Origin of the sequence: Blautia sp. MSK20_18 (assembly GCF_020553125.1) — a bacterium.
GTDB lineage: Bacteria > Bacillota > Clostridia > Lachnospirales > Lachnospiraceae > Blautia_A > Blautia_A fusiformis.
Genome location: NZ_JAJCGR010000013.1, coordinates 49046 through 74321, shown reverse-complemented (window position 1 = coordinate 74321; position 25276 = coordinate 49046). Strand labels below are relative to the sequence as shown.

General features: G+C 44.8%; 21 protein-coding genes and 2 pseudogenes. 20 read left to right on the top strand and 3 right to left on the bottom strand.

The window, feature by feature from the left end; translation table 11 throughout:
* The first annotated feature begins 137 nt into the window (after positions 1–137).
* From LI091_RS09300 to LI091_RS09280, 5 genes and pseudogenes are all read left to right on the top strand, one after another.
* Positions 138–1139 carry an aldo/keto reductase gene (locus LI091_RS09300; protein WP_015528537.1) on the top strand — a complete coding sequence of 334 codons (1002 nt, stop codon included), beginning with the start codon at positions 138–140 and terminating at the stop codon, positions 1137–1139.
* Between the two features lie 128 nt (positions 1140–1267).
* Positions 1268–1771 carry a flavodoxin gene (locus LI091_RS09295; RefSeq protein WP_021650495.1) on the top strand — a complete coding sequence of 168 codons (504 nt, stop codon included), beginning with the start codon at positions 1268–1270 and terminating at the stop codon, positions 1769–1771.
* 20 nt (positions 1772–1791) lie between these two features.
* A complete protein-coding gene (locus LI091_RS09290; protein WP_006426948.1) occupies positions 1792–2346 on the top strand; it encodes a flavin reductase family protein in 555 nt (184 codons plus the stop codon).
* Positions 2347–2361: 15 nt separating this feature from the next.
* Positions 2362–2859: pseudogene (locus LI091_RS09285) on the top strand (carboxymuconolactone decarboxylase family protein); the annotation flags it as partial.
* 296 nt (positions 2860–3155) lie between these two features.
* On the top strand, positions 3156–3764 hold the full coding sequence (locus tag LI091_RS09280) for a DUF6664 family protein (RefSeq protein WP_173897470.1): 609 nt from the start codon (positions 3156–3158) through the stop codon (positions 3762–3764).
* A gap of 54 nt (positions 3765–3818) precedes the next feature.
* Here the strand turns inward: LI091_RS09280 and LI091_RS09275 are convergent, their stop codons facing one another.
* Entirely contained in the window at positions 3819–4070 is a 252-nt protein-coding gene (locus LI091_RS09275; protein ID WP_015513363.1) for a helix-turn-helix domain-containing protein, read from the bottom strand.
* A 132-nt stretch (positions 4071–4202) separates the two neighbouring features.
* Here LI091_RS09275 and LI091_RS09270 point away from each other — a divergent pair, with 132 nt between their 5' ends.
* Positions 4203–4565, top strand: coding sequence for a hypothetical protein (locus tag LI091_RS09270; RefSeq protein ID WP_173897469.1), 363 nt, complete (start codon positions 4203–4205; stop codon positions 4563–4565).
* Here LI091_RS09270 and LI091_RS09265 read toward each other — a convergent pair.
* Together LI091_RS09265 and LI091_RS09260 are read right to left on the bottom strand one after the other, a co-directional pair.
* The gene (locus tag LI091_RS09265; RefSeq protein ID WP_237963851.1) at positions 4562–5212 is read right to left on the bottom strand and encodes an IS630 family transposase; all 651 of its coding nucleotides are present in this window, start codon (positions 5210–5212) and stop codon (positions 4562–4564) included. The two genes, LI091_RS09270 and LI091_RS09265, sit on opposite strands and share 4 nt — an antisense overlap.
* Before the next feature lie 11 nt (positions 5213–5223).
* Positions 5224–5676: a helix-turn-helix domain-containing protein gene (locus LI091_RS09260; RefSeq protein ID WP_173716271.1), complete on the bottom strand. Its 453-nt coding sequence runs from the start codon at positions 5674–5676 to the stop codon at positions 5224–5226.
* A gap of 308 nt (positions 5677–5984) precedes the next feature.
* Between LI091_RS09260 and LI091_RS09255 the strand changes: the two genes are divergently transcribed.
* The 14 genes and pseudogenes from LI091_RS09255 to LI091_RS09190 all read left to right on the top strand — a co-directional run bounded on the left by LI091_RS09255 (position 5985) and on the right by LI091_RS09190 (position 25263).
* The gene (locus tag LI091_RS09255; protein ID WP_173897468.1) at positions 5985–8489 is read left to right on the top strand and encodes a DEAD/DEAH box helicase family protein; all 2505 of its coding nucleotides are present in this window, start codon (positions 5985–5987) and stop codon (positions 8487–8489) included.
* Between the two features lie 240 nt (positions 8490–8729).
* Positions 8730–9638 (top strand): ParM/StbA family protein, encoded by a 909-nt coding sequence (locus LI091_RS09250; protein ID WP_161208660.1) that lies wholly within the window; start codon positions 8730–8732, stop codon positions 9636–9638.
* Positions 9626–9919, top strand: coding sequence for a hypothetical protein (locus tag LI091_RS09245; RefSeq protein ID WP_006428275.1), 294 nt, complete (start codon positions 9626–9628; stop codon positions 9917–9919). The genes LI091_RS09250 and LI091_RS09245 overlap by 13 nt, the downstream gene beginning before the upstream one ends.
* A 218-nt stretch (positions 9920–10137) precedes the next feature.
* Entirely contained in the window at positions 10138–10710 is a 573-nt protein-coding gene (locus LI091_RS09240; protein ID WP_015533347.1) for a hypothetical protein, read from the top strand.
* Between the two features lie 75 nt (positions 10711–10785).
* A complete protein-coding gene (gene dcm / locus LI091_RS09235) occupies positions 10786–12087 on the top strand; it encodes a DNA (cytosine-5-)-methyltransferase (RefSeq protein ID WP_179966521.1) in 1302 nt (433 codons plus the stop codon).
* Positions 12088–12092: 5 nt separating this feature from the next.
* Positions 12093–13043, top strand: coding sequence for an amidoligase family protein (locus LI091_RS09230; RefSeq protein WP_071849528.1), 951 nt, complete (start codon positions 12093–12095; stop codon positions 13041–13043).
* A gap of 85 nt (positions 13044–13128) precedes the next feature.
* Positions 13129–19458: pseudogene (locus LI091_RS09225) on the top strand (SpaA isopeptide-forming pilin-related protein).
* A gap of 1 nt (position 19459) precedes the next feature.
* A complete protein-coding gene (locus LI091_RS09220) occupies positions 19460–19957 on the top strand; it encodes a gamma-glutamylcyclotransferase family protein (RefSeq protein ID WP_025577045.1) in 498 nt (165 codons plus the stop codon).
* Positions 19954–20769: a class B sortase gene (locus LI091_RS09215; RefSeq protein ID WP_008400054.1), complete on the top strand. Its 816-nt coding sequence runs from the start codon at positions 19954–19956 to the stop codon at positions 20767–20769. Before LI091_RS09220 ends, LI091_RS09215 begins: the two co-directional genes overlap by 4 nt.
* Positions 20770–21002: 233 nt before the next feature.
* Positions 21003–22163 carry a methionine adenosyltransferase gene (gene metK / locus LI091_RS09210; RefSeq protein ID WP_015533350.1) on the top strand — a complete coding sequence of 387 codons (1161 nt, stop codon included), beginning with the start codon at positions 21003–21005 and terminating at the stop codon, positions 22161–22163.
* A complete protein-coding gene (locus LI091_RS09205) occupies positions 22163–23134 on the top strand; it encodes a DUF3991 domain-containing protein (protein WP_008400051.1) in 972 nt (323 codons plus the stop codon). The genes metK and LI091_RS09205 overlap by 1 nt, the downstream gene beginning before the upstream one ends.
* A gap of 4 nt (positions 23135–23138) precedes the next feature.
* The gene (locus LI091_RS09200) at positions 23139–23912 is read left to right on the top strand and encodes a hypothetical protein (RefSeq protein WP_044932607.1); all 774 of its coding nucleotides are present in this window, start codon (positions 23139–23141) and stop codon (positions 23910–23912) included.
* Positions 23913–23978: 66 nt separating this feature from the next.
* On the top strand, positions 23979–24791 hold the full coding sequence (locus LI091_RS09195; RefSeq protein ID WP_015513369.1) for a DNA-methyltransferase: 813 nt from the start codon (positions 23979–23981) through the stop codon (positions 24789–24791).
* A 148-nt stretch (positions 24792–24939) separates the two neighbouring features.
* Positions 24940–25263, top strand: a complete 324-nt coding sequence (locus LI091_RS09190; RefSeq protein WP_019162195.1) for a DUF7768 domain-containing protein — start codon at positions 24940–24942, stop codon at positions 25261–25263.
* Positions 25264–25276: the final 13 nt, after the last annotated feature.

Sequence of the window (25276 nt, the reverse complement as noted above, 5' to 3'; positions counted from 1 at the left end):
TAAAAATATTTGGAGGAATCGTAATAAGTAAGACATAACCTTTAGGTTTAAACTGCCTAACAAAGAGAGACTTCTGTCCGGAGTCTCTTTTTCTTATACTTACAGTAAAGTTTGAAATATAGAAAAGGAAGATAAAGATGGAGATAAGAATTTTAGGAAGAGACTTAGAAGTATCAGAAATCGGATTTGGATGTATGGGAATGAGTCATGCATATGGAACTGTTTCAACACAGAAAGAAGCAGAAGAATTGATTGAAAAAGCGATCGATGAAGGCTGCACATTTTTTGATACGGCAGAGATATACGGAACAACAGAAGACCCTCATCACAATGAAAAACTGCTTGGGAAAGTGTTAAGGCCATATAGAAACAAAATTGTCCTTGCATCAAAGTGTGGGATACGTTTTGATGAAACTGCAACAACTGTAAATAAACCTTTGATTCCTGATGGACGACCGGAGACGATTAAAGCATCGATTGAGGGATCTTTAATGAGACTTAACACAGACCATCTTGATTTATATTATATTCATCGTATTGACATGACTGTACCGATTGAAGAGACGGCAGGAGCTATGAAGGAGTTAATGGAGCAGGGAAAAATCACACACTGGGGGTTATCAGAAGCTAGTGAAGAGATTATTCGACGTGCACATAAAGTATGCCCGGTTACAGCGATTCAGAACAGATATTCCATGATGTACAGGGATTATGAGAAATTATTCCCGGTGCTTGAAGAATTGAAAATAGGATTTGTTGCATTTTCGCCGCTTGCAAATGGATTACTGACAGCAGCATATCATTCCCATGGGGAATTTGAAAAGCCGGGAGATTATCGAAGCGCAATGCCACAGTTTACAGAAGAAGGATTAAAGGAAAATAATGAATTTATGTCCTGGATGAAAGTGATTGCAGAAGAAAAAAATGCCACGCCTGCACAGATTTCTCTTGCATGGATGCTTGCAAAGAAACCATATATCGTACCAATTCCGGGAACAAGAAAAGTAAATAGACTGGAAGAAAATATGGAATCAGCAGATATAAAGCTGACTCAGGATGAAGTAAAATCTATTGATGAGATGCTTGCCCATATGCCGATGTCGCAGGTGTTTGGAGGTTCAAAAATACAGAAGAAATAAAAGAGGTGAGCAATGAAAACAAGGAAAAAGATAACCATCGGGGTAATAGTGGCTTTCTTAGCGGTAGTCATGGTGGGTTATATCTATCTGTTTACAGGGGCTAAAATAAGTAAAGGAGAATAGAGATAATGAAGAAAATGTTAGTTGTATATTATTCCTGGTCAAATGGAAACACGAAAAGAATTGCAGAGCAGCTGACTAATGGGACAGGTGCAGATATTGCGAGAATCGAAACAACAGAGCCATACAGCGGCAGTCATGAAGATGTGGTTGAACAGGGAAAAAGAGAGGTAGAGGCAGGCTTTATGCCTCAGATCAATCCGATATCTGTAAATCTTGCTGATTATGATGTGATTGCTATCGGAACTCCAACGTGGTGGTATACGATGGCACCTGCAGTGCTTACATTTTTGACAACAAATGATTTTACAGGAAAGACAGTGATTCCATTTATGACAAATGGTGGATGGCCGGGGCATGTTATAAAAGATATGGAGGAAAATTGCAAAGGAGCTGCCTTTGCACATGAAATGCAGATTCAGTTTGATTCCAAAGGAAAAGATCATCTGGAAACTTCAGAAGAGGTGATTACAGAATGGATTGGGCAGATAAATACTGATATAAACAAATAACCATAAGGAGAGATAAAACAATGAGAAAAAATTTTGGAGCAAAGCCATTTTTATATCCACAGCCGGTTATGATTCTGGGAACCTATGATGAAAATGGAAAGGCAAATGCAATGAACGCTGCATGGGGCGGAATTGTAGGTGCAAATGAGATTATTGTAGATTTGTCTGCCCATAAGACAACAGACAATATTATAAAAAATAAGGCTTTTACAGTAGGGGTGGCAGATCTTGAACATCTGGTTGCCTGCGATTATGTGGGAATTGTTTCTGCAAATAAAGAAGCAGATAAGATGAAAAAAGCAGGCTTTACTACAACGAAAGGTGAATTTGTAAATGCACCAATCATCAATGAACTTCCATTGACTCTTGAGTGTGAACTTGTAAAAGTCATTGATGGCAGCAAGTATCTTGCGGAAATTAAAAATGTAAGTGCAGATGAGAAATATCTCGGTGATGACGGAGAAATTGATCTTAGTAAGTTTACACCAATTACATATGATCCGGTACATCACGGATATTACAGACTTGGAGAACGTGTGGGAAATGCTTTTAAGGATGGAGCAAAGTTAAAATAAGGACAGGTGATTAAAGTGAAAAAAATTGTACAGACAGCAGGAAGAAACGCACTGAATGAATTTGCACCACAGTTTGCACATTTTAATGATGATGTTTTGTTTGGAGAAAACTGGAATAATCAGGATATTGATGTAAAGACAAGATGTATTATAACAGTCACAGCACTTATCGCTTCAGGAATGATTAATACATCTTTAGTACATCATTTTGAAAATGCAAAAGCTCATGGAGTGACTCAGAAAGAAATTGCAGCCGTGATTACCCATATAGCATTTTATGCAGGGTGGCCAAAAGGATGGGTGGCATTCAATCTTGCAAAAGATGTCTGGAGTATAGACGAAGGTGATCTTTCATATGAAGATGAAGCAATGAGAGCTCATGCTAAAAAGATGATATTCCCGATTGGAGAGCCAAATGATAAATTTGCACAATATTTTACAGGGAAAAGTTTTTTGGCTCCTGTGTCTACGTCACAGGTTGGAATTTTCAATGTGACTTTTGAACCTGGTTGCAGTAAACTGGATTATGTAGCATAAGAGTGTATAGCGTGTCTGTAGTCTGATTTTTGCCATAAATAAGTACAGGATACACAGAGAATAGAAAAGAATGTGTATTCAGTTAAATAAGAAATAGATAGCTGGTATGAGAGAACAAGGAGTCTTTCATACCAGTTTTTTTGTGGGAAAAGGGATAGGTTGCACAGAATCTGCCAGGAGATTTCAGTAGGTTTGGTGAATAGCTTTCTCCCAGAAGTGTGGTATAGTCTTGTGCTTGGAACAGGAAAACTACACAGAAGGGAGACACCGATATGACAGCACAGCCAGATATCATCTGGAATGAGCAATGCTTGGGGATACGGATAGGAGAACAGGTTTGCACCTATCTGAAAAAGCATGATGCGGAATACCAGAGACTGCAAAATAAAATACTGGAACTTACAGAGAGGTATCCAGTAATAGAAACATTTATGGAGTCGAATCAGGCAATCAGTCTAACGACAGAAGAGCATAAGGCAGTGCATCAATATTTCCGACTGGAAAGCGAAAAGGAAATGATAGAAGAACAGTACCATTTTTATATGGGACAGGCTCAAATGATCTCCTATGGAGCAATGCTTGGAAAAATTAAAAAAGCAATATTGGGAAATGATGACGGTGACACAAAGAAACTGCTGGAGTTGCTGCTGGATACCTGGATTGATGAGGTTGAAGATCAGCTGAAAGAAAATACAGTGTACCAGGGAATGCTTGAAAAAATATCGAAATATGAAGAACAGGTTCAGACAATGGGATTATCAAAAGAAAAGCGAAAAACAATAGACAAATACGTTACTGAAGTTAGTGAGAGATGGATATTATATGCGGAATCTTTATATCAGGCTGGCATGCATAAAATTCTGGAACTATTAAATTTGTAAAAAAGGGACGGATAAAATGGGGAAGCACGAAAGGAACTTCCCCATTTGTCACTTCTATTCATCTTTGCCATCAATGAGAAATATGTATGAAACCTGAAAGATTTCAGCAATGGCTTTTAATTCAAGATCAGTGACATAACGCTTGTTTGTTTCGATTCTGGTGATTACATTTTTATCCATATCGTAACCAGCTAACTGGAGTTTATAGGCAAGATCACGCTGAGACATATTGTGGGTCTTGCGAAGTTCAATCAATCGCTGGCTAATCAGATTCTTCTCACCAGACTGTGTCCTTGGCTTTGGCATCTTAAATCTCTTCCTCTCTGGTAAAAAGATGGTTTGTCTCACTTTTTGCACCATCTGTATTGATTTTAACGATTGGACAAGGTAGAATCGGTTGTAAAAATGAGACAAAGACAGAAGAGAAGGGAGAAATGTATGGAGCAGGCAAAGATAGAGCAGCTTGCATTTTTATATTTATGTAGCGAGCATGATAAAAGGTTATTACTCAAGAAAGAAAAAATGCAGTTAGCTGATTTTGACAGGCTGACCTATCTGATTTATCATCTTGGTTTTAAGGAATATCATACAAAAGTCTGGATGGAATTTACAGGAGATTTCAAAAAAGAATGGGAATGTTTGAATGCACTCCGGGAAACAGGTGGGAGTGTTGGAAATATAGGCAGTACAAAATCAGAAATCAGACTTCATGAAATATGGATTCAAGATTTTTGCAAAAATGTGTCAACAGAAGTCCGAAGATGGATTCAAGATCTAGTACTGCATCCATCTAGTTTTTAAAGTGTTGTTGGATATAGCTTTGCCAGTTTAATTCTGGCATCAGCTGTCGTGAACTGCCAGTTTATTTTTACGCATTTTGCATTTCGATTCACTGTCCAGCTACGAACCTGTTTTTCAAAACTTTCGAGATCTGGAAATGGTTTTGCAAGTGCCTGGCGGCTCATAACCCCTATTTCTATTTCTGCCATATCCAACCAGCTTCCATGTTTTGGCGTGTAATGCCATTCAAAACGTTTGGTTAAACGGTTGGCTTCTTGTGCTGAAAATGCCTTGTACAAAGAAGATGGCGCATGGATATTTAAGTTATCGGTGACCAATATGATTTTTTCCGCTTTTGGATATAATTCATCTGCCGTATAGCGAAGAATTTCAGCAAAATCAATTGCTGTCCGGGTTTGTTTTACAACAGTTTCCCGTTTTCCTGCCAACGGCTCAGATATCATAAAGATATCTGCAACTCCATTCCGGACATAAACAGAATCCAATTTTTCTGGTTCCCCTGGCTTACAGGGAACCCGTTTTTCTATGATTAGCTGTTTATTCGTTTCATCAATACAAACTACCGGTCTGGACGGATCATATGATCTTTGATATACATCCAGAACATCCTCCATTTTTGCTACGAATTCTGCATCAGCCTGGGGGATGCACCACTCTTTTACAAGCCACGGTTTAATTTCGTTTTTTTCATAACGTTACAGACCGTACTATCGGTGATGTAATCAACAACTTCCAGCCGTATCAGTTCCTCCGCGATAGCCTGCATGGTCCAACGGGAAGCCCCTTCCGGAGGTGTCGAACAGGCAATTGCACAAATCCTTGCTTCTACATCACCTGTAACTTTTCGGTGTCGGTTTTTTTGCTCTTTTCTTCCAAGGGCAGATTCCATACCTTCTGTTACAAAACGCTGGGCAATTCCAGCTATTGTACTATGGGAAGCACCATATGCTTCTTTGATACGGTCATATGTCCAGGAACTATTTTCAGGCTTTTGATCCAGCTTTAGTAAGATTTGAGCATGCTTTATACGATAGCCCTTTCCACCCTTTTGGATGAGAGATTTGAGTTCCTGTATTTCTGTATCAGTAAGTGTAACATGATAACGTGGCATTGCGTATCCTCCAGAACTGTTTTTTGAATGGAGTATAGCAAAAAAGCAAGTAACTGTAAACTATTATTACTAGATGGATACTATACTAGATTATAAATAAAAAATATACAGTAGAGCATTTTTATGGTATTATTGTCAATAGAAATGAGTTTGTAAAGTAGATTAACAAGTGAAATTGAAAAGGATTACTCCCAGTAGATTTAATAGTTAATTTAGCAACGGTTCTAGTAGATATTGTGCCTGCGTTCCTTAGAAAATTTATATATAAGTTCAGAGGACGCAGTATTTAAAAAATCAGGAGTGGAATAATGAATCTTTTATCGAAACTTAGTTCTAGTGCAAAAGCCAAAACAATAGAGCCTAGAGAAATTTTTATGACATTACCTTCAAAAGCACCAGGTTATGGATATCCTAGAGATGTTCAAAGCGAAGTATGGAAAAAGTGGTTTGATATAAGAAATGAGAAAAATGTAATTTTAAAAATGAATACTGGTAGCGGTAAAACAGTAGTTGGGTTGATTATGCTTCAGAGCTGCTTAAATGAAGAAAAAGGACCAGCTATATATGTTGTGCCTGATAATTATTTGGTTAAGCAGGTTATTGATGAGGCTAAGAGATTGGGAATTTCTGCAACGGAAGATAAAGATGATTATAGCTATTCAAATTCAAAAGCAATTCTTGTTACTTCTATTCAGACTATTGTAAATGGTTATAGTTATTTCGGGATGAGAGAAGGTGGCAATTACCCTATAGGAAGTATTATTATTGATGATGTACATGCGTGTATGGATAAAATCATTAGTCAGTTTATGATAAAAATTGATGCTGAATCAGATGCCTATAAGGAATTAATTGCTATATTTAGTTCTTCGTTAAAAGACTACAATCCAAAAAACTATATTGACATTGTTGAAATGAAAGATTGTCGAAAAAAAATGCTTGTGCCTTATTGGGAATGGCAGAGACAGCAAGATAACATTTATAGAATATTAACGAAATATGATAATAGTAAGAATTCTGCAATATATTTTGGGTTGCCGTTGATAGAGCGAAGCTTGGAAACAAGTGATTGTATAATTACTGCTTCTGCAATTGAAATATCACCTAAGGGAATTGATTTAGATAAGATATCGAGTCTTGAAGAAGCAAGTAGACGCATATATATGAGTGCAACATTAGCTGATGACAGTGTGTTTGTTTCTGCGTTAGGATTAAATACAGAAGATATGAAGAACATTATTACGCCAGAGAATGCTAATGATATTGGCGATAGACTCATTATTTTTCCAAAGTACGTAAATAGTGATATATCAGAAATTGAGATAAAGGAAAAAATTGAGAAAATAGCTGAAAAGTATAATGTTGTAATACTTGTCCCTTCTTTTTCCAGAGCAAAATTTTGGGATGAACGTGGAATACGAACAGCGACAAAAGATAACATAGATAAAATAGTTGCAGCATTAAAAAGCGGTAAACATGTAGGAAAAATAATTTTTGTTAATAGATATGACGGAATTGATTTGCCGGGTGATGCTTGTAGAATGTTGGTTATTGACGGGCTTCCTCCTTTAAATAGCATTAAGGATAGATATATTCAAAGTGTAGCTCCTCAGAGCACTGTTTTATTAAGGGAACAAGTCCAAAGAATTGAGCAAGGCATGGGGCGTGGAATTCGTTCTAATGACGATGAGTGTTGTATTGTTCTTATGGGTGATGAGCTTACAGATGTGTTATCACGAAATAGAGGAATAGATTATTTTAGTGTAGCGACAAGATGCCAATATGATCTTTCAAAACAATTATGGGATTTATTGGTTAGTGAAACTGGTTCAAAGCCAACAATTGATCAAATATTTGAACTTGCAAATTATTCATTAGAGAAAAATGCAGAATGGGTTGCAACCTGTAAGGAAAATTTGGCTGCTGTCAAATACTCAAATGAGGCAAAGGTAGATGAAAAAATAGTTGCTCAGAGAAAAGCTTTTGAAAATGCTATAAATATGCAGTGGTCTGATGCTGCAAATACTATTAAGAGTGTTAAAGATAAAGAGAAAGACAAAAAAACTAAGGGATATTTATACCAGATTCAGGCTGAATATACCAATAAAATAGATCCGGCACTTTCTCAAGAAGTGCTAAAAGCGGGCAAAAAATTAAATGCAGCTATTCTGTCGCCTATTGCGGGAATACAATATCAAAGAACAATTAATACAATTCCGCAGGCACAAGCCATCAGTACAAATCTAGATGCTGAAAAACTTGGGTTAAATGAACTGTTAGTATATGTAGATGGAATTTTGGCAAATTTATGTATGGGAAGCGAATACGAAAAGTTTGAGGAGGCATTAAGTCAAATAGGAACAATTCTTGGCTTTGTATGTTCAAGACCTGATAAAGAAACAGGAGGATACGGACCTGATAATTTGTGGGCAATTGACACTGGCAAATATTTGGTTATTGAATGTAAAACAGAGGCCACTACTCAAACAATAAAGAAAGATTATTGTAATCAATTATCGGGATCAGTTAATTGGTTTAAGGAGAATTATATATACCCAAATGAATGTGTACCAATAATGATTCATCCATCTAAAGTTGTTGATGAGGTTGCATCTCCTGATGAAAATATGAGAGTGATGACCGAGAAAGAACTAACATGTTTTAGAAAAAATCTTCGAGATTTCTATAGTACTCTTTGCCAGAACGGAAATCTTAGTGATGTAAATAAAATTAATGAATTGCTGCGTATATATAAACTTAGAAAAGATGATATTGTCAATAGGTATACAGTTAAGTTTGAACGGAAGGATTAAAAGGACAAATTATAAAAATAAACAGCAATGGAATTAGTGCAAAGTTATATTATTTTACAGCACTGATTGACAAATAAAAAATGATGGAATACAGCTATGTGTGTTTATTTGCAAATATACATAGCGGTATTTTTTATTACGGGCAGGGCTCTTCGGGGTTCTGCCCTTTTTCTCTTTTTCCAGACCAAAAGACCACCTGCTGGAAAAGAACAAGAAAAACCAGAAAGGATGTGGTGACTTATCATTATAGGAATTGACCATGGATATTATGCCATAAAAACTCCCCATGTATGTTTCCCGACCGGACTGACCGGATACGATTACGAGCCGTATACCATGCAGAATGTCCTGCAGTACAATGGGAAATTTTATGTGTGTGGAACCGGGCGGCAGACGCTGGTGAGAAGTAAGACTTCCAATGACAATTATTATCTTTTGACAATGGCAGCCATTGCCCAGGAAATCCGCTATCGCCGGGGAGAGCGGAAAACAGATGTAGTTCTGGCAGCCGGTCTTCCACTGGCAAGTTTTGGCAGGGAGAAAAAAGGCTTCCGGGAATATCTGTTTCGGAAAGAGCAGCCTCTGCGTTTCCGGTACGAGGATGAGAGCTATGAGATCCGGATTCAGGATGTAAAACTGTTCCCACAGGGATACTCAGCCCTGGCTCTCCACCCGGAATGTGTTCGGGACGAGCCTTCTGTTCTTCTCGCAGATATCGGTGGCTGGACCGTAGACCTGATGCGGCTGGACAACAGTGTTCCAAATGCCGCTACCTGCCGCAGCCTGGAACTTGGTGTGATCCGGTGTGTGGATGAGATCACCGAGCAGGTACGCAGAAATACCGGACTGTCTGTAACGGATATTCAGATCGAACGTGTTCTGAACGGCCAGAGCTGCAGCATGGACCCGGCCGCAAAAGAAATCATTGTCCGGCAGGGAAGGCTCTACACGGAGAAAATACTGTCTGCAATTATGGAAGCCGGGTTCGATCTGAAGGCAATTCCGTCCGTGATCATGGGCGGCGGAGCCAGCATTCTGAAACGGCACGTGACACCGCAGGACGGGCTGTGTCGGCAGATTTACCTGACAGACGTACACGCCAATGCTTCCGGCTATGAGCGGATTGTGGGGCAGATGTGCGCGAAGTAAAGAGACCCGTTTTCTCGTTCCGCCTGAACCTTGATAACCCAGATCACAAAAAGGCATGGGAGATCCTGCAAAGTGTTCCAGATGGACAGAAGAGCAGCTATCTGGTTCAGGTGATCTTAAAAGATCAGGAAAACAACCAGCTGGAGAAAAGCATCCGGCAGGCAATCCGGGAAGAACTGGCAGGTGTTTCCATTTCTGGCTCCGGGGAGAGTGTTTCAAAAAAGGAAGAAATCCCGTCCCAGATGCTGGATTTTCTCTCCGGGCTTGAGGATGCATTCTGAAAAAGTCAAGTCTTTCCTGGTGATAAAATAGCCAAATTTCAAGCAGTCAAATTAGTATAAATCACGGATTTTTGAAAGGGGTGATGCCTATTGAATGTTATTGGATCTGCATCCTTTGGGAGCTTTTGAGAGCCTCATATTCGTTGGGTATTGTGAATAGCTTTCTGTCACGTTTTAGGGTATGTTGTATGTAGAAAAAAGAAAGGAGAACGAACACAATGGAGATGAAAAACATATGCGGAAAAATCCCGGTAGAGCTGCATGAAAAGCTAAAACTGGAAGTCGAAGAGTTAGGAATCAGCATACCAAAATACCTTGAAATGGTAATCGAAGAACACATGACAAGAAAAGGAGAAAAGGCGAACATGGCAGATTTAAGAACAGTAGCAGTACAGGTAACCGAGGATTTATTTTCCAGACTGAAAGCAGTCCTCGCCAGGAATGGCATGAAACAGAAAGACTTCTTAATCGGGCTTATCGAAGATGCAATCGAAAAAGAAGAAGCCAAATGGAAAGCAGAGTCAGAGGAAGCCGAAGAAACAGAAATGGAAGATCCTGAGACTGCAAAATCAGAACCGGATGAAGAGTCAGTAGAACCTGAAGCAGAAGAGCCTGAGACAGAAGCACTGGAAGCTGAAACAGACGGAGAAATGACAGAACCGGACGAAGCTGAAGCAGATGAAGAGCCGACAGAGCCAGAAAACGAAGAGCCAGCGGAAGCAGAGCCAACAGAACTGGAAACCGAAGAAGCAGAAGAATCTGAGCCAGAGGAAGCGGAATCAGAAGAATAGACATCACAAAACAGAAACCAAGAGACGGAAACGGTGCAGAGAAATCTGCACTGTTTTTTTCGCAGCGAAGGGAGGCTGATAGCCGGAACAATTCGATTTTTTGACCTGTTCAGTGGAATCGGAGGATTCCGAGAAGGGCTGCACAGGGCAGGGGGCTTCACCTGTGTCGGACACTGTGAAGCAGATGCATATGCAGACCACAACTACCGGGTGCTGTTTGATACGGAAGGAGAGTGGTTCTGCAATGACGCAAGAAATATTGAAACAGAACGAATGCCGGACTTTGATCTTTTATGTGCGGGATTTCCTTGCCAGGCATTCTCAATCGCTGGACGAAGGGAAGGATTTGCCGATGCAAGAGGAACCCTTTTCTTTGAAGTTGCCAGACTGGTTGCAGACAAACGACCTGCGTATTTTCTCCTTGAAAACGTACCCGGTCTGCTTTCGCATGACAAAGGGCGGACGTTTCACACCATCCTCAGTACGCTATCTGAACTGGGGTATCATGTCGAATGGAAAGTGCTTAACAGCAAGGATTTCGGAGTCCCCCAGTCAAGGAAGCGGGTGTATATTGTCGGATATCTTGATGGAAGATGTGCCGGAAAAATATTACCTTTCCCAAAAGCAAATGGAACAGCTCTTATACAAGTCCATGCTGGCAAACAGGGAGAAAGAGTCTACGCAGAAGAAGGACTGAGCTGCACGCTGACCAGCGGGTCTGGTGGTATGGGCGGCAAGACCGGATTATACGAAGTCGGTATCCCAATCAAGGAAAACACCCGAAAAGGATACAAGATGGCCTACGAGGGGGACAGCATCGATCTCGGATATCCGGGAATCAACAGTCGCAGGGGGAGAGTCGGGCATGAGATCGCCCATACCCTGACGACCGGAAACCAGCAGGGAACACTGCATTTTGTAGATATCTCCCCTCCGCCGCTGGTGACAGACGTTGCAAGATGTCTGAATACCAGACAGGATTCCAGCATCCATAACCACAGAGGCGAAAGTTCCGGGGTGCTGGTGGAAGAACCGCCAAGGGCAGTGCTGACACCGGCCAAGGAAAAAGTCCGCCAGAATGGAAGAAGGATGAAAGAACCGGAAGAGCCAATGTTCACCATTACGGCAACTGACCGTCATGGAGTGATTTACCACGGCAGAATCCGCAGGCTGACGCCAAGGGAGTGTCTGCGGCTGCAGGGATATCGGGATGGTCAGATTTCCAAGATGGAAAAAGAAACATCGGATAACCAGCTTTACAAGCAGGCCGGTAATGGTGTCACTGTCAATGTCATTGAAGCAATAGGCAGAAATTTGAAAGCAGTAGATGAAGAGATCCAAAGCGGCTCACCTGTTCCAGAAGCGAAGGGTGGGTGAAGCAGATCGACCTAAAAGACCAGTATTTTGGTACAGAGATTGAGATGACAGGTATCAGCCGCTATGATGCGGCTGTTGCGATTGGAAGAATGTTCGGAACAGAGCCATATCATATCCGTTCTTACGATTCCTGGTGTGTAAAAGATTCAGATGGAAAAACGTGGAAATTTTCAAGAGACAGCAGTATCGACTGTGAAAGGCTGGCAAATGGTACTGTAATAGATGCCGATGGAGATTATTCGACAGAAATGGTATCCCCGAAATTGGAATATTCGGAAATGGGGAAACTCCAGGAAGTGGTGCGGTGTGTCAAAAACGCAGGTGCTTTTGTCAATTCATCCTGTGGCATGCATGTCCATGTGGACGCATCCAATCATACACCAAGGAGTCTGAAAAATGCACTGACGATCATGTACTGCAAAGAGGATATTCTGTTCAAAGCCTTAAATGTACAGACGAGAAGGGAAGATGAGTATTGCCAGAAAGTCCGTCCTATGGTATTGGAGAAGATCCGCCGGATGCCAAACAGCACCATCACGATGGAAAAATTCAAAAGGGCATGGTATGAGGGAAATGACGGAAGCTCCGAGCATTACAACTGGACAAGGTATTATGCCTTAAACCTACATGCTGTTTTTTCCAAGGGAACACTGGAATGGCGTTGTTTTGAAAGCACCCTCCATGCAGGAAAAGTCCGGTCGAATATCACACTGGCACTTGCCATATCCGCACAGGCGATCAACCAATCTTGTACCCATGCAAAAAAGACGGAGATCGGGGATAACCCGGCATTTACGTTCCGCACCTTTCTGCTCCGCCTCGGATTGATCGGGGACGAATACAAAAATGTACGGAAGCATCTACTTGCCAATCTGGACGGGGATAAGGCATGGCGGTATGACAAAAGTACCTATGCCTGTCTGCAGAATCCAAGACGGACAGATGATGCGAGATAACAGAATAATGAGAACAGACAGGCCGGGTGGAAACATCCGGCTGTTCTTATGCAAAATGAAGAAAAAGAAGAAAGAGGTAGAAAACATGAAGAGTAAATATCGATTCAGGCGAATCCTTTCAGGGGTGATGGCGGCAGTCACCATCTTATCCACGGTCATTTCACCGCTGACGGTGTATGCTTCGGAAGAGCCGAAAGCGGCGGAACCGCCAGCGTATGAATCCGTAAAGGATCAGCTGGATGAAAATGAAGTGGTAAAAGCCACCGATCTGGAGCTGGAAGCCGGACAGGACTTTGATGTTTCCACGGATTTTACAAATTTGGAAATCAAGGACGAAAGCAAAGTCAAAGTGACATTCCAGAAAGCAGAGAATGACGCCGGGGAGAACTTCAGCACCAGCCATGCAGACACTTACCATGCCGTTTATTATGTGGAGCCAGTCAACCAGAACCACCCGGTTTATCAGATTGGGAGAAACCTGATCGTAAAAGAGCCTGTGACAGCAGCTCAGAGTGAACCGCAGACAGAACAGGCAGTTACCGAAGAGGATACAGGTTCTGATGATGAGGAAGCTGCCTCGCAGGAAGAAACTGAGACAGTGCCTGTAGAGACAGAAATTGTTGAGCCGGAGACAGCTGAATCTGAAACAGAAGAACCGGAAGAAACAGAACCCGAATTTCAGGGTGGACTTTCTGAATCTGAGTTTGATGCCGCATTAGAGGAAGCCGAAACAGAAAATACAACCGATAAAGAATCCGGGCTGACACTCAGCGATGTTCTGGAGCAGGCAGGGGAACAGGATATTGACCTTATGGCAATGGAAGATGGGGAAACCGTTTCTTTCACCGCAGTCAATACCAGTACAAGAGCAACACAGGATGTAGATGTGACAAGAGGGACTGCATACTATTATGCAGACTACGGTCTGGGTTCTTATGTAACCTATAAATATACCGTAAAATTTGGAAACGTGTCTGCAACTGCCTACTGTGTGCAGCCGTCAAAAGCAGGACCTGGGGATGGTGTTTATAAGATCACCAAACTGGGTGACAGCAAAGCACTGGCAAAAGTATGCTACTACGGCACAAAAGCATCCGGCGAAAATGGATTTTTCTCAGAGAAACATCCTGATTTTTCCGCTGGAAAACAGTTTATCATTGTCCATCTGGCTGCGTCTTATGCCAATAACAGTAGTGACGCTTTTTCCGGTACGAATGCAACCGGACAGGCTCTGGCAATGGAACTCTACAATTATTGCATGAGCCAGCCGGAGATACCGGAAGTGGACATGAGTTTCTCCAATGCAGATGTTACCGCATATATCAGCGGCAACAGCCAGAGAACAGAAGAGATCACCTTTAAGGCATCCGAACTGCAGACCATCACCATGAAACTGCCTTCCGGTGTCAAACTGCATAATGTGACAACGGGAAAAACAAGCAGTGCAGGTGCATCCGTGGAGATCTGCGGCGGTACCAAATTCTACTTATCTGCACCGCTGACACAGGCAGTGGATGTCAAAGGGGAATGGTCTGTTACCATGAAGGGAAGCATCATCAAAGACTATTCCGCTTACAAGATCACAACCGGAAGCGAGACACAGGACCTTGCCCTGGTATTTGGCGAGGGCGTGACCGATGAGAAGTATGTAGATTTTAAAGTGTCATGGGTAAAACAGGCAACTCTGGAGATCGTAAAGAAGGACCGCAAGAGCAACAAAGCCATCGCAGGTGCAGTTTATGGCGTTTACAGTGACAAGGATGGAAAGAACTTGATCACAAAGATGCCGGCCACAGATGCCAACGGAGCTTCCAGCGTTACGATCACCAAAACACAGGATACCGTATACCTGAAAGAGATCTCCGTACCAAACGGATATCTGCTGGATACCAAAGCCTACGATGTGAAACTGGTCATCGGAGATACTGTAAAACAAACCGTTACCGATGCAGAGCAGATGGCAAGCCTGACTGTTTATAAATTAGGAGAAGTCCTGACCGGAGCAAAGGTAACTGATGATGGTGTTTCCTTTGTTTATACCGAGCAGAAACAGAAGAGTGCGGTTTACAATGTTTATGCCGCAGCGGATATTGTATCCGCAGACGGAACCGTCATTTATAAAAAAGACGCACTGGTCAAAGCCGGACTTACTACCGGGGATGACGGAAGTGTCACACTGGATAATCTATATCTGGGAAAATATGTGGTAAAAGAAATGCAGGCACCACAAAATCTGGTATGCACAGGCGAAAGCCAGGAAATCACCCTTTCCTATGCCGGAAGCAATGTGGAGAAGGTCATGGGAAGCGTGACATTCAAAAATGACCGCCAAAAAGCAAGCGTAAGCGTATACAAACAGGATAAGGAAACCAGGAAATACCTTCCGGGCGGCACTTATGGCCTGTATGCCGGAAACGACATCAAAGCAGCGGACGGAACCGTTGTGGTCAAAAAAGATACCCTCATTGAGAAGGTAGTGACCGGAACAGACGGAAAAGCCGTATATCAGGCAGACCTGCCGATCGCTAACAGCTACTACATGAAAGAGGTTTCTGCACCGGCCGGATATACCAGAAACAGTGAGGATGTGTACTCTTTTACGTTCCAGTACACCACAGACAAAGAGGCAACCGTTTCTTTCAGCCACACGTTCCAGAACGAGCGTGTCAATGCGAAGATCAAACTGGTAAAAGAGGATTCCGAAACCGGAAAGACCGCACAGGGAGATGCAACCCTTGAGGGTGCGGTTTACGGACTGTATGCCCGTGAGGATATCGTTCATCCGGATGGACAGACAGGTGTCCTTTACCCGGCAGGAACGCAGATTGCAACCCTGACTACGGATACAGAGGGAAATGCAGAAATCGCAGACCTCTATCTCGGAAAGTATTACGTGAAAGAATTGACGCCGCCTGTTGGATATCTGGCAGACCCGGAAGAACATGATCTGGAGTGTAATGACGAGGGAGATCTGGTTCAGACGGTAGAACGTACCGCAACTTCTCTGGAAGATGTGATCAAACAGCCGTTCCAGGTCATTAAAGCAGCCAACAATGGTAAGACCGATGCCGATCTGTTAAAAGGTGTGGGATTCAGTGCATATCTGGAGAGCAGCCTGAAGAAAAATAAGGACGGTTCCTATGACTTTGCATCTGCAACTCCGGTTGTACTGACCGCAGACGGACAGACAGAAATGTTCACGGATGAGCGTGGATATGCATGCTCCATTCCGCTTGCATACGGAACCTACATTGTAAGGGAGACCACCACACCGCACAACTTCAAACCAGTCGATGACTTTAAGGTTGTGATCTCGGAAAACAATCCGGATCAGCCGCAGGTATGGCGTGTGCTTCTGGACGAAGAGTTTGAAGCAAAATTAAAGATCGTCAAAAAAGATGACGAGACAAAGAAATCTGTCCTGGTTCCGAATACTGAGTTTAAAGTATACGATCTGGATAACAAGAAATATGTGGAACAGGTGACCACCTACCCATCTACTATGGTACATAAATCTTATTTTACGGATGAGAATGGATACCTGATCCTGCCACAGAATCTGGCTTGTGGAAATTACCGCATCGAAGAAGTGGCTGCACCGGATGGATACACCCACAGTGCCAATACCGTGGAAATCAAGGTAGACAGCGATACTGCATACCAGGAAGATCCGGTCAGCGGTGACCTGATCATCGAGGTGGAATTCGAGAACCACCCGGCAAAAGGCAGACTGACCATCCACAAGGAAGGAGAAGTAGTCAAAGGTTTTGACAAGGATTTCATCCATGAGGAAGCCAGCCTTGCAGGAGCCGTGTTTGAGGTTTATGCCGCAGAAGATATCTATACCGCAGACCATCAGAAAGATGAGAACGGCAACCGTTATCTGGAATATGCCAAAGACACACTGGTGGCAACGGTGACAACCGATGAAACCGGAAGTGCCGTAGTAGAGAACCTTCCGCTCGGCAAATACCGTGTAGAAGAGAAAAAAACGCCGGAGGGCTACACCTGGAATGCCAAAGGCGAAGAAGTAACTTTTACCTATGCCGGACAGGATACCCCAGTCGTAGACGAAGAAGTGACTTTTACCAATGAACGCCAGAAAGTAAGCATCACCGTGGAAAAACAGGATGCAGAAACAGGAAGCACGGTAGCTGGAGCTACATTCGGTCTTTACAATAAGAACGAGATCAAATCCGGTGACAAGATTATTGTGAAAGCAGATACCTTATTACAGGAGATCACAAGCGATGAAAAAGGACAGGCACACTTCACCCTGGACCTGCCGCTTGGAACTTATTATGTGAAAGAAATTTCTGCACCGGATGGTTTTGTATCTTCTGACGAGATACTGGAATTTGATGCCACCTATCAGGGGCAGGACATTCCGACCATCAAGCTGAAATCTGTGAAGAAGAACCAGCCGACCACCATCGAGGTGACAAAATCCGACCTGACCACAGGCGTAGAGCTGAACGGGGCATCCCTTTCTGTTCTGGACAAGGATGGAAATGTGATCGACAGCTGGACTTCCGTAAAGGATGAGCCTCATGTGATCAAATACCTGACCGTTGGAAAAACTTATACCCTCCGTGAATCTCTTGCACCGCTTGGTTATTTAAAGACCACGGATGTGGAATTCACCGTTCAGGATACCGCAAAAGTACAGAAAGTGGAAATGAAAGACGATGTGCCGAAAGCCCTGCTGATCGTAAACAAGAAGGGTGAATTCCTTGATAAGATCACCCTGCTGGACAATGTCAAAGGCGTTGTAGAGCATCTGTTTGAGTACATCACAGGAAGCCTGTCAGACGTTACCTTTGAGATTTACGCTGCATAGGATATCAAAGCAGCCGATGGTGTAAGCCCGGATTATTATGCTAAGGACGAGCTGGTGGCAACCGTGACTACTGATGCAAACGGTGTTGCAGAAGTATCTGACCTTCCGGTTGGAAAATACTATGTCAAAGAGGTGGGCACAGCATATGGTTATGTGCTGGATGAAGAACCACGATATGTAGATCTTTCCTACCGTGACCAGGATACCCCGGTTGTCGTATACGATGAGGACTGGCAGAACAACCGTCAGAAAGTAAAAGTGAACGTCCTGAAGAAAGAAAAGGATACCGACCGTGTATTAAAAGGCGGCATCTTTGGACTGTACACCAGAAACGACATCCTGTCCGCATCTGGAAAGGTGCTGATGGAAGCAGATACCCTGATCGAGTTAAAAACAACAGATGCAGATGGAAAGATTTCCTTTATTGCAGACCTGCCGATCGACGGAACCTATTATGTGAAGGAGCTGTATGCACCGGATGGATTTGTCACCACCGGAGAAGAGCAGGAATTTGTTTTTGAGTACCAGGGGGATAAAGAAGCAGAAGCATCCTATGAATTTGTATTTGAAGATGAGCCGACAACCGTGGAGCTTTCCAAAACCGATCTGACCACGGGCGAGGAACTGCCGGGAGCCAGATTACAGCTGACGGATGAAAACGGGGCTGTTGTTGAGGAATGGACATCCACCAAGGAGCCGCACATCATCAAAGAACTGGTTGTAGGAAAATCTTACACCCTGACAGAAAACAAGCCGGCCGATGGATATGCCACTGCGGAAAGCATCACATTCACCGTAGAGAATACTGCGGAGATCCAGAAACAGGTAATGGAAGATGACGTGACCAAAGTGAAGATCAGCAAAACGGATATTACCGGAGATAATGAGATCGAAGGAGCCAAACTGACCATCACAGATGAAAATGGCAACATCGTAGAAACCTGGACTTCCGGTAAAGAGCCGCATTATATCGAAAAACTTCCGATTGGTAAATACACCCTGAAAGAAGAGCAGGCTCCAAACGGTTATGTCGTTGCAGAGGAGATCACCTTCGAGGTGGCAGATACCGCAGAGATCCAGAAGGTAGCCATGAAAGATGACACCGCAAAGGGACGCCTGATCATTGAGAAAACAGATAAGGATACCGGAGCAGCACTGAAAGATGCAGAATTTGAACTGAGGGATGCGGATGGCAAAGTGGTAGAAACCCTGACCACTGATGGAAACGGCCATGCAACCAGCGGACTGCTTGCAATCGGAACTTATAAGGACGGCAAATTTGATAAGGCAGCCACCTATTATCTGGTTGAGACCAAAGCACCGGAGGGCTATCAGCTGGATGAGACCAAACATGAGGTGACATTTACCTATGTAGATGACAAAACTCCAGTGATCGAAGTCATCCAGAAAGTGACGAACGAGAAGCTGCCGGAGGATACCCCGTTTGTAAGCAACCCGAAAACAGGCGATGACACCAACCTCTGGATTCCGGCCCTGTGCCTGATTCTTTCCGCAGGCGGTCTGATCGGCATGGGTGTGGCATCCAGAAGAAAGAAGAAAAAAGGGGGCAGATAGGCTGAAACAATTATATTTTGCGTATGGAAGCAACATGGATCTGGACCAGATGGCATATCGGTGCCCAAAGGCGGAGGTGGTAGAAATCGTCCGCCTGGAGGGGTATCGGCTGACCTTTGCAGCCGCAGGAAGCGGCCTTGCCACCATCTTCCCGGAAGAGGGAAGCCATGTGGACGGCGTCCTCTGGTCACTGACCGGGGACTGTGAAAAGAGCCTGGATCTTTATGAAGGCTATCCTGATTTTTACGACAAGCAGGAGATCACTGTCAAGAACAAAGATGGAAGAGAGATCAAAGCCATTGTCTATATCATGACAAAAGATTACATGCAGAACTTTAATCCGCCCGGACGGTCGTACCTGACTGGGATCTTAAAGGGCTGCAGACAGAACCAAATCCCGACAGAGCCGATCCTGAAAGCAGCAAGGAAACCGCCTGTGCCGGGAAAGACGCAGAAGAGTCAGCCAAAGAAGCAGAGAAAAGCCGGACAGGAACGATGAAGAAAAAACCAAAGACAGGAATCTTACAGAGGTTTTTCAAGATCATCTGCCTTGCAGTGACGCTGACAAGTGCCGGGTTTCTGATTTACCACATGGTATATCTTCCAATGGAGAACAAAAAGCTGATGGCAGAGCTGAAAGGGAATTTCCCGGAGCCGGAAGCTCCGGGAGCCTCAGGCTCTGAAAAGAAAGACCAACCAGCTGGAAGAAAATGCCCGGTGGCTGCGGTAGACCTTGTTTCTCTTCGGGAACAATACCCGGATGTGCAGGGATGGCTGACAATACCGGATACCGGGATTGATTACCCGGTGCTTCAGTCCGAACAGGAGAATGGGGAGTTTTACCTGAAACGGAATTACAAAAAGGAATATGACATCAACGGAAGCCTGTTTTTACAGGCAGACTGTAAAGTGTCTGAAAGTCGGAACCTTATCATTTACGGTCACAACATGAACAGTGGGGCAATGTTCGGAAATCTGGACTTATATGCAGATGAAACGTACTATCAGGAGCATCCCTTTGCTTATCTTCAGACAGAGGATAGCATTCAGGAATACCGAATTGTCACGGTGCTGAAAGCAGACAGGAATTTGTTCCCATTCCAGCAGAAACTCGCAGATGCGGAGGCAGTGCAGGAATATTTAAAAGCAGCTAAGCAGAGGGAAGTGTTCGAAACCGGGGATGATTACCTGAAGTGTATATACGATAAGGTTTTGACGCTCGTCACGTGTTCATATGAATGGAGCGGTGCCAGGAACATCGTCCTGGCGGTGCCGGTTTCCGGGGCAGTGTGGAGTCAGAAGTGTTCGTAAGTACCCGAAAAGTGCAGAAAATGAGACAAATAATGACCGCACGGGCAGGGATGTGTTCAAAACAGGGGGATTATGAAGGGTGTGCATTGGTAGTATTTAGGTTGAAAAAAGTGTCTGAAAGTACCAGAAAAGTGCAGAATGTGAGACAACTTATAACCCAGATCCGGCAGAAAGTGTTCCAGAAAGGAGCGTTTCCTGCCGTTATTATTTACTTGGAAAGGATGGTAACGATTATGAAACGATTTTATACAGCAGAATCCGTAACAGAAGGACATCCGGATAAGCTCTGCGACCTGATCGCAGACAGCATTCTGGACGCGTGTCTGAAAGAGGACGAAAATTCCAGAGTGGCCTGCGAGGTGCTGGCGACCAAAAGGAACATCATTGTAGCAGGAGAGATCACCAGCCGATTTGAGCCACAGGTGTTTGAAATCATCAAAAAGGTGCTGGAGAGTGCAGGCTATGAAGCAGAGGAAATCCACATGGATGCCCTCATCCACAAACAGAGTCCGGATATCGCCGGGGCAGTGGAGAGATCCAGAGAACGAAGGGCAGGGACTGTTTCTGTTCAGAGCGGACTTGCCAGCGGTGCCGGGGATCAGGGCATCATGATTGGCTACGCCTGCGATGAGACACCGCAGCTTATGCCGATGCCAGTGGTTCTGGCGAACCGCATTGTAAGGGAACTGTCTGCAAGCCGTAGAAGCGGATATATCACGGGAATCTTGCCAGATGGAAAGGCGCAGGTGACCGTGGAGTATGAAGATGACAGACCTGCCCGGCTGGATACCGTCATTGTGTCCTGCCAGCATGAAAAGGAAAAATCCCTTCGGAAGCTGGAGCATGAGATCCGGGAGAAAGTGTTACGCCCGGCACTCCGTATGCTGCCACCGGATGAGGATACCAAGATCCTGATTAACCCATCGGGCAGATTTGTGTGCGGAGGTCTGGATGCAGACACCGGACTGACCGGAAGGAAACTAATGGTGGATACCTACGGCAGCCTGGTACCGCATGGCGGCGGTGCATTCTCCGGGAAGGATTGTTCCAAAGTTGACCGTTCCGGGGCATACATGGCCCGTTACATCGCCAAAAACATGGTAGCTGCCGGACTTGCCAGCCGATGCCAGGTGTCCCTTGCCTATGCCATTGGGGTTGCCCAGCCAGTCATGGTGCAGGTGGATACCTTTGGAACGGGAAAGATCTGTGCGGATGACTGCCTCGCCGCAGCGATCCCTCTGGTGTTCGGGCTTACCCCAAGCCAGATCTGTGACACCCTGCACCTGAAGCGGCCAATCTACCGACAGAGTGCGGTGTTCGGGCATTTTGGAAGAAAGGAATTCCCGTGGGAGAAAACGGATAAGGCAGAGCAGCTCCGGGATACCGTGATGTAATGCCGTGGATTCCGGAAGAAGAAATCAAACGTGCAAGGGAGATCACCGCCATTGAATACCTGAAGAAATATCAGCCAAACCGTCTGAAAAAATCTTCAGCCAGAAATGAATGGGAGCTGACAGACCACGACAGCTTTAAGATTAACGAGCAGACCAGCCAGTGGCACTGGAAATCCAGAGATATCGGGGGCACCAGTGCTTTAAATTTCCTGATTCATGTAGACGGGTGTTCTTTTCTGGAGGCAGTGCAAATGCTGAAAGATGAGTATCCCACCTATATCCCTCCTCCAGTGGAAGCAAAGCCAAAGAAGCCATTTGTCCTGCCTACGGCCAGCCCAGACTGCCGCAGGGTGTTCCGCTATCTGAAAGAGCGGGGCATCAGTGGCGAGGTCTTACAGCGGTGTGTTCATTTGGGAATCTTATATGAGAGTCTGCCCTACCACAATGCCGTGTTCATAGGACGGGATGAAAACCAGGTGGCAAGATATGCTTTCCTGCGTGGGATTTACGATGCCAGCGGAAAGTCTTTTAAGATGGAACAGGCCGGAAGTGAAAAGGCATACGCTTTTTGTGTTCCGGCGAAATCGGGATGCAGACGGGTTGCTGTTTATGAAGCCTGTGTGGATGTGCTTGCCCACATGACATTGGAACAGAGACAAGGAAGCCGGGATAAGTACCGTCTGGAGCTTGGCGGGATCAGCGCACCAAAAGAAGGGCAGAGCCAGCGGAGCATGAAAAAGCCGCAGGCATTGGAACATTTTCTGTCCCAGCACCCGGAGATCACCGAGATCGAAGTGTGTACCGACAATGACTTTGCCGGACGGTGGGCGTGTGAACATATCCGAAAAGCCTACGAGGGAAGCTATCGGATCATCGAGAACCTGCCGGAAATCGAAGGGGCAGACTGGGCAGACATGGCAAAAATGGCTGCCCGTACACCGGAGAAACGGCAGAATAGGGAAGCGAGGTGATGCTTTGAAAGATAAAATAGAAGTGGGAATGCTGTCACCTCTGATGGCAGAGTTTATTCCGGACTATTCAGATATTGTGAATCTGGATGATGCGGAGCCATTGGAAGGACCTGACCTGGTGCAGTATCAGACATCCATCGCAGAAAAGGTTGACGAGATCAATCGGCTCGGTATGCCTGACAACCAGCCATGCAACCTGATCGATTATTTTGACCAAAACAAGGACATTAAGGAAAAAGTGGAACGCATTACAATGGCGGTAAAGGAACAGGAGGGCGTTTTATATGGCTGTGCAAACCTGACACTCCGGGAGAATCTGACACCAGAGGAATACCGTGTGGTGGGGCAGTATCTGAGAGGGCAGTACAGCGATGGCTGGGGAGAAAGTCTGGAACAGCGGGAGATCAAGGTAGACGGTGGTGAATTATACTTACATTTCTATGTTGGTGCCGGCTCGGATTTCCAGATACAGGTGAAAGCACCGGAAAACGGTGTGCAGGAAAAGCAGCCGGAACAAAAGCCGTCCCGTCCAGAACTTAAGCTCTTAGGGCATGACGGAAATATTTTCTCAATCCTTGGGGATGCCGCAAGACTGCTTAGACGTGCTGGGATGTCCGAACAGGCCAACGAAATGGCGGATCGTGTCCACAAGAGCAGCAATTACTATGAAGCGCTGGGAATCATCAGCGAATACGTGGAAACCGAGCTGTCGGACCACCGTGAACAGCCCAGAACGCCAAGAAAAGAAACACTGAAAAAAGAGGATACCTGCCGATGAGCAGTTCCATAAAGAAAAGCACTTCCAGAGAAATCTGGAAAATAAGCGACCGAAAGGATGATGCCTATGGGAAATACCCTGAAACTTGAAGATCTTTTAAAACCGGACTGTGTGCCGGATGAGTCTGCCGGAGGGGAGAACTGGCGTATCCTGCATGGAGATACATTAAAACTGGTCAAAGGATTCCAGCCGGGGATCTTTGATGCAGTTATAACCGATCCGCCCTATGCGTCCGGGGGAACCAAGCAGAACGAACGCAACCGAACTACCAACCAGAAGTACAGCAGCATGAAAGCAGAAAATGCCCTGCCGGATTTTGATGGGGATAATAAAGACCAGCGTTCCTGGACCCACTGGATGGCAGAATGGCTGTACGATGTGCGGAAAGCCTGCAAGAGAGGGGCTCCGATCTGCCTCTTTATTGACTGGAGACAGTACCCGTCCATCACCGATGCCCTCCAGTGGGCAGGGTGGATCTGGAGAGGGACTGCCGTCTGGGACAAGGGGAACTCCCGTCCGCAGAAAGGCAGATTCCGCCAGCAGGCAGAATATATTGTATGGGGAAGCAACGGACCGATGCCGATCAACCGCCCGGTGTCCTGCCTTCCGGGTGTGTTCCGTTATGGGAATCCCCAGAACCGCATCCATGTGACAGAAAAGCCGCTCCAGCTGATGAAGGATGTCATCCAGATCTGTGAGCCGGGCGGCCTGATCTTAGACCCGTTTGCCGGAGCTGGTACTACCATCCTTGCGGCGGCAGAGTCGGGGTTTCAGGCAGTCGGCATTGAAGTGACCGATGCGTATTATAAGCTGGGAAGCGACCGTGTCCGCATTGCACTGGAAGCTGGGGAAGAAGCGGAAAACAAAGAACCACAGTAGCCGGATGTCTGGCAGACATCTGAAAAAGAGAAGAAAAGAATCCAGATGTCCACAAGACATCCACAGAGCGGAATGCTTTGTGGGTGTTTCTTTTTGGAAAAACGCCGGGCAGAGGAAACCTGTCCGGCCAGGAAAGGAGATGGTCGTATTGGAACAGGCACTTGCTTATGTCTGCTGTTCTGCAGAAGAAGGAAAGACCAAAGTACAGCGGTACTGCCGGAAGATCTACGAACTGGGATATGTGCCGATCTGCCCGCAGTACAGCTTTTCCCCATTCCTTGATGACGGGGATGCAGAGGATATGCAGGCCATGCGGAGAATGTCCCACCAGATATTAAGGCGGTGCAGGATGGTGGTTGTCTGCGGAAAAGAGACCACCGGGACGATGAACACGGAGATCAGCATGGCTGACAGACTCCATATCATCTGTACCACACTGGATGGGTTGAGCAAAATCAAGGAAAATGAATGATTCAGAAAAACGA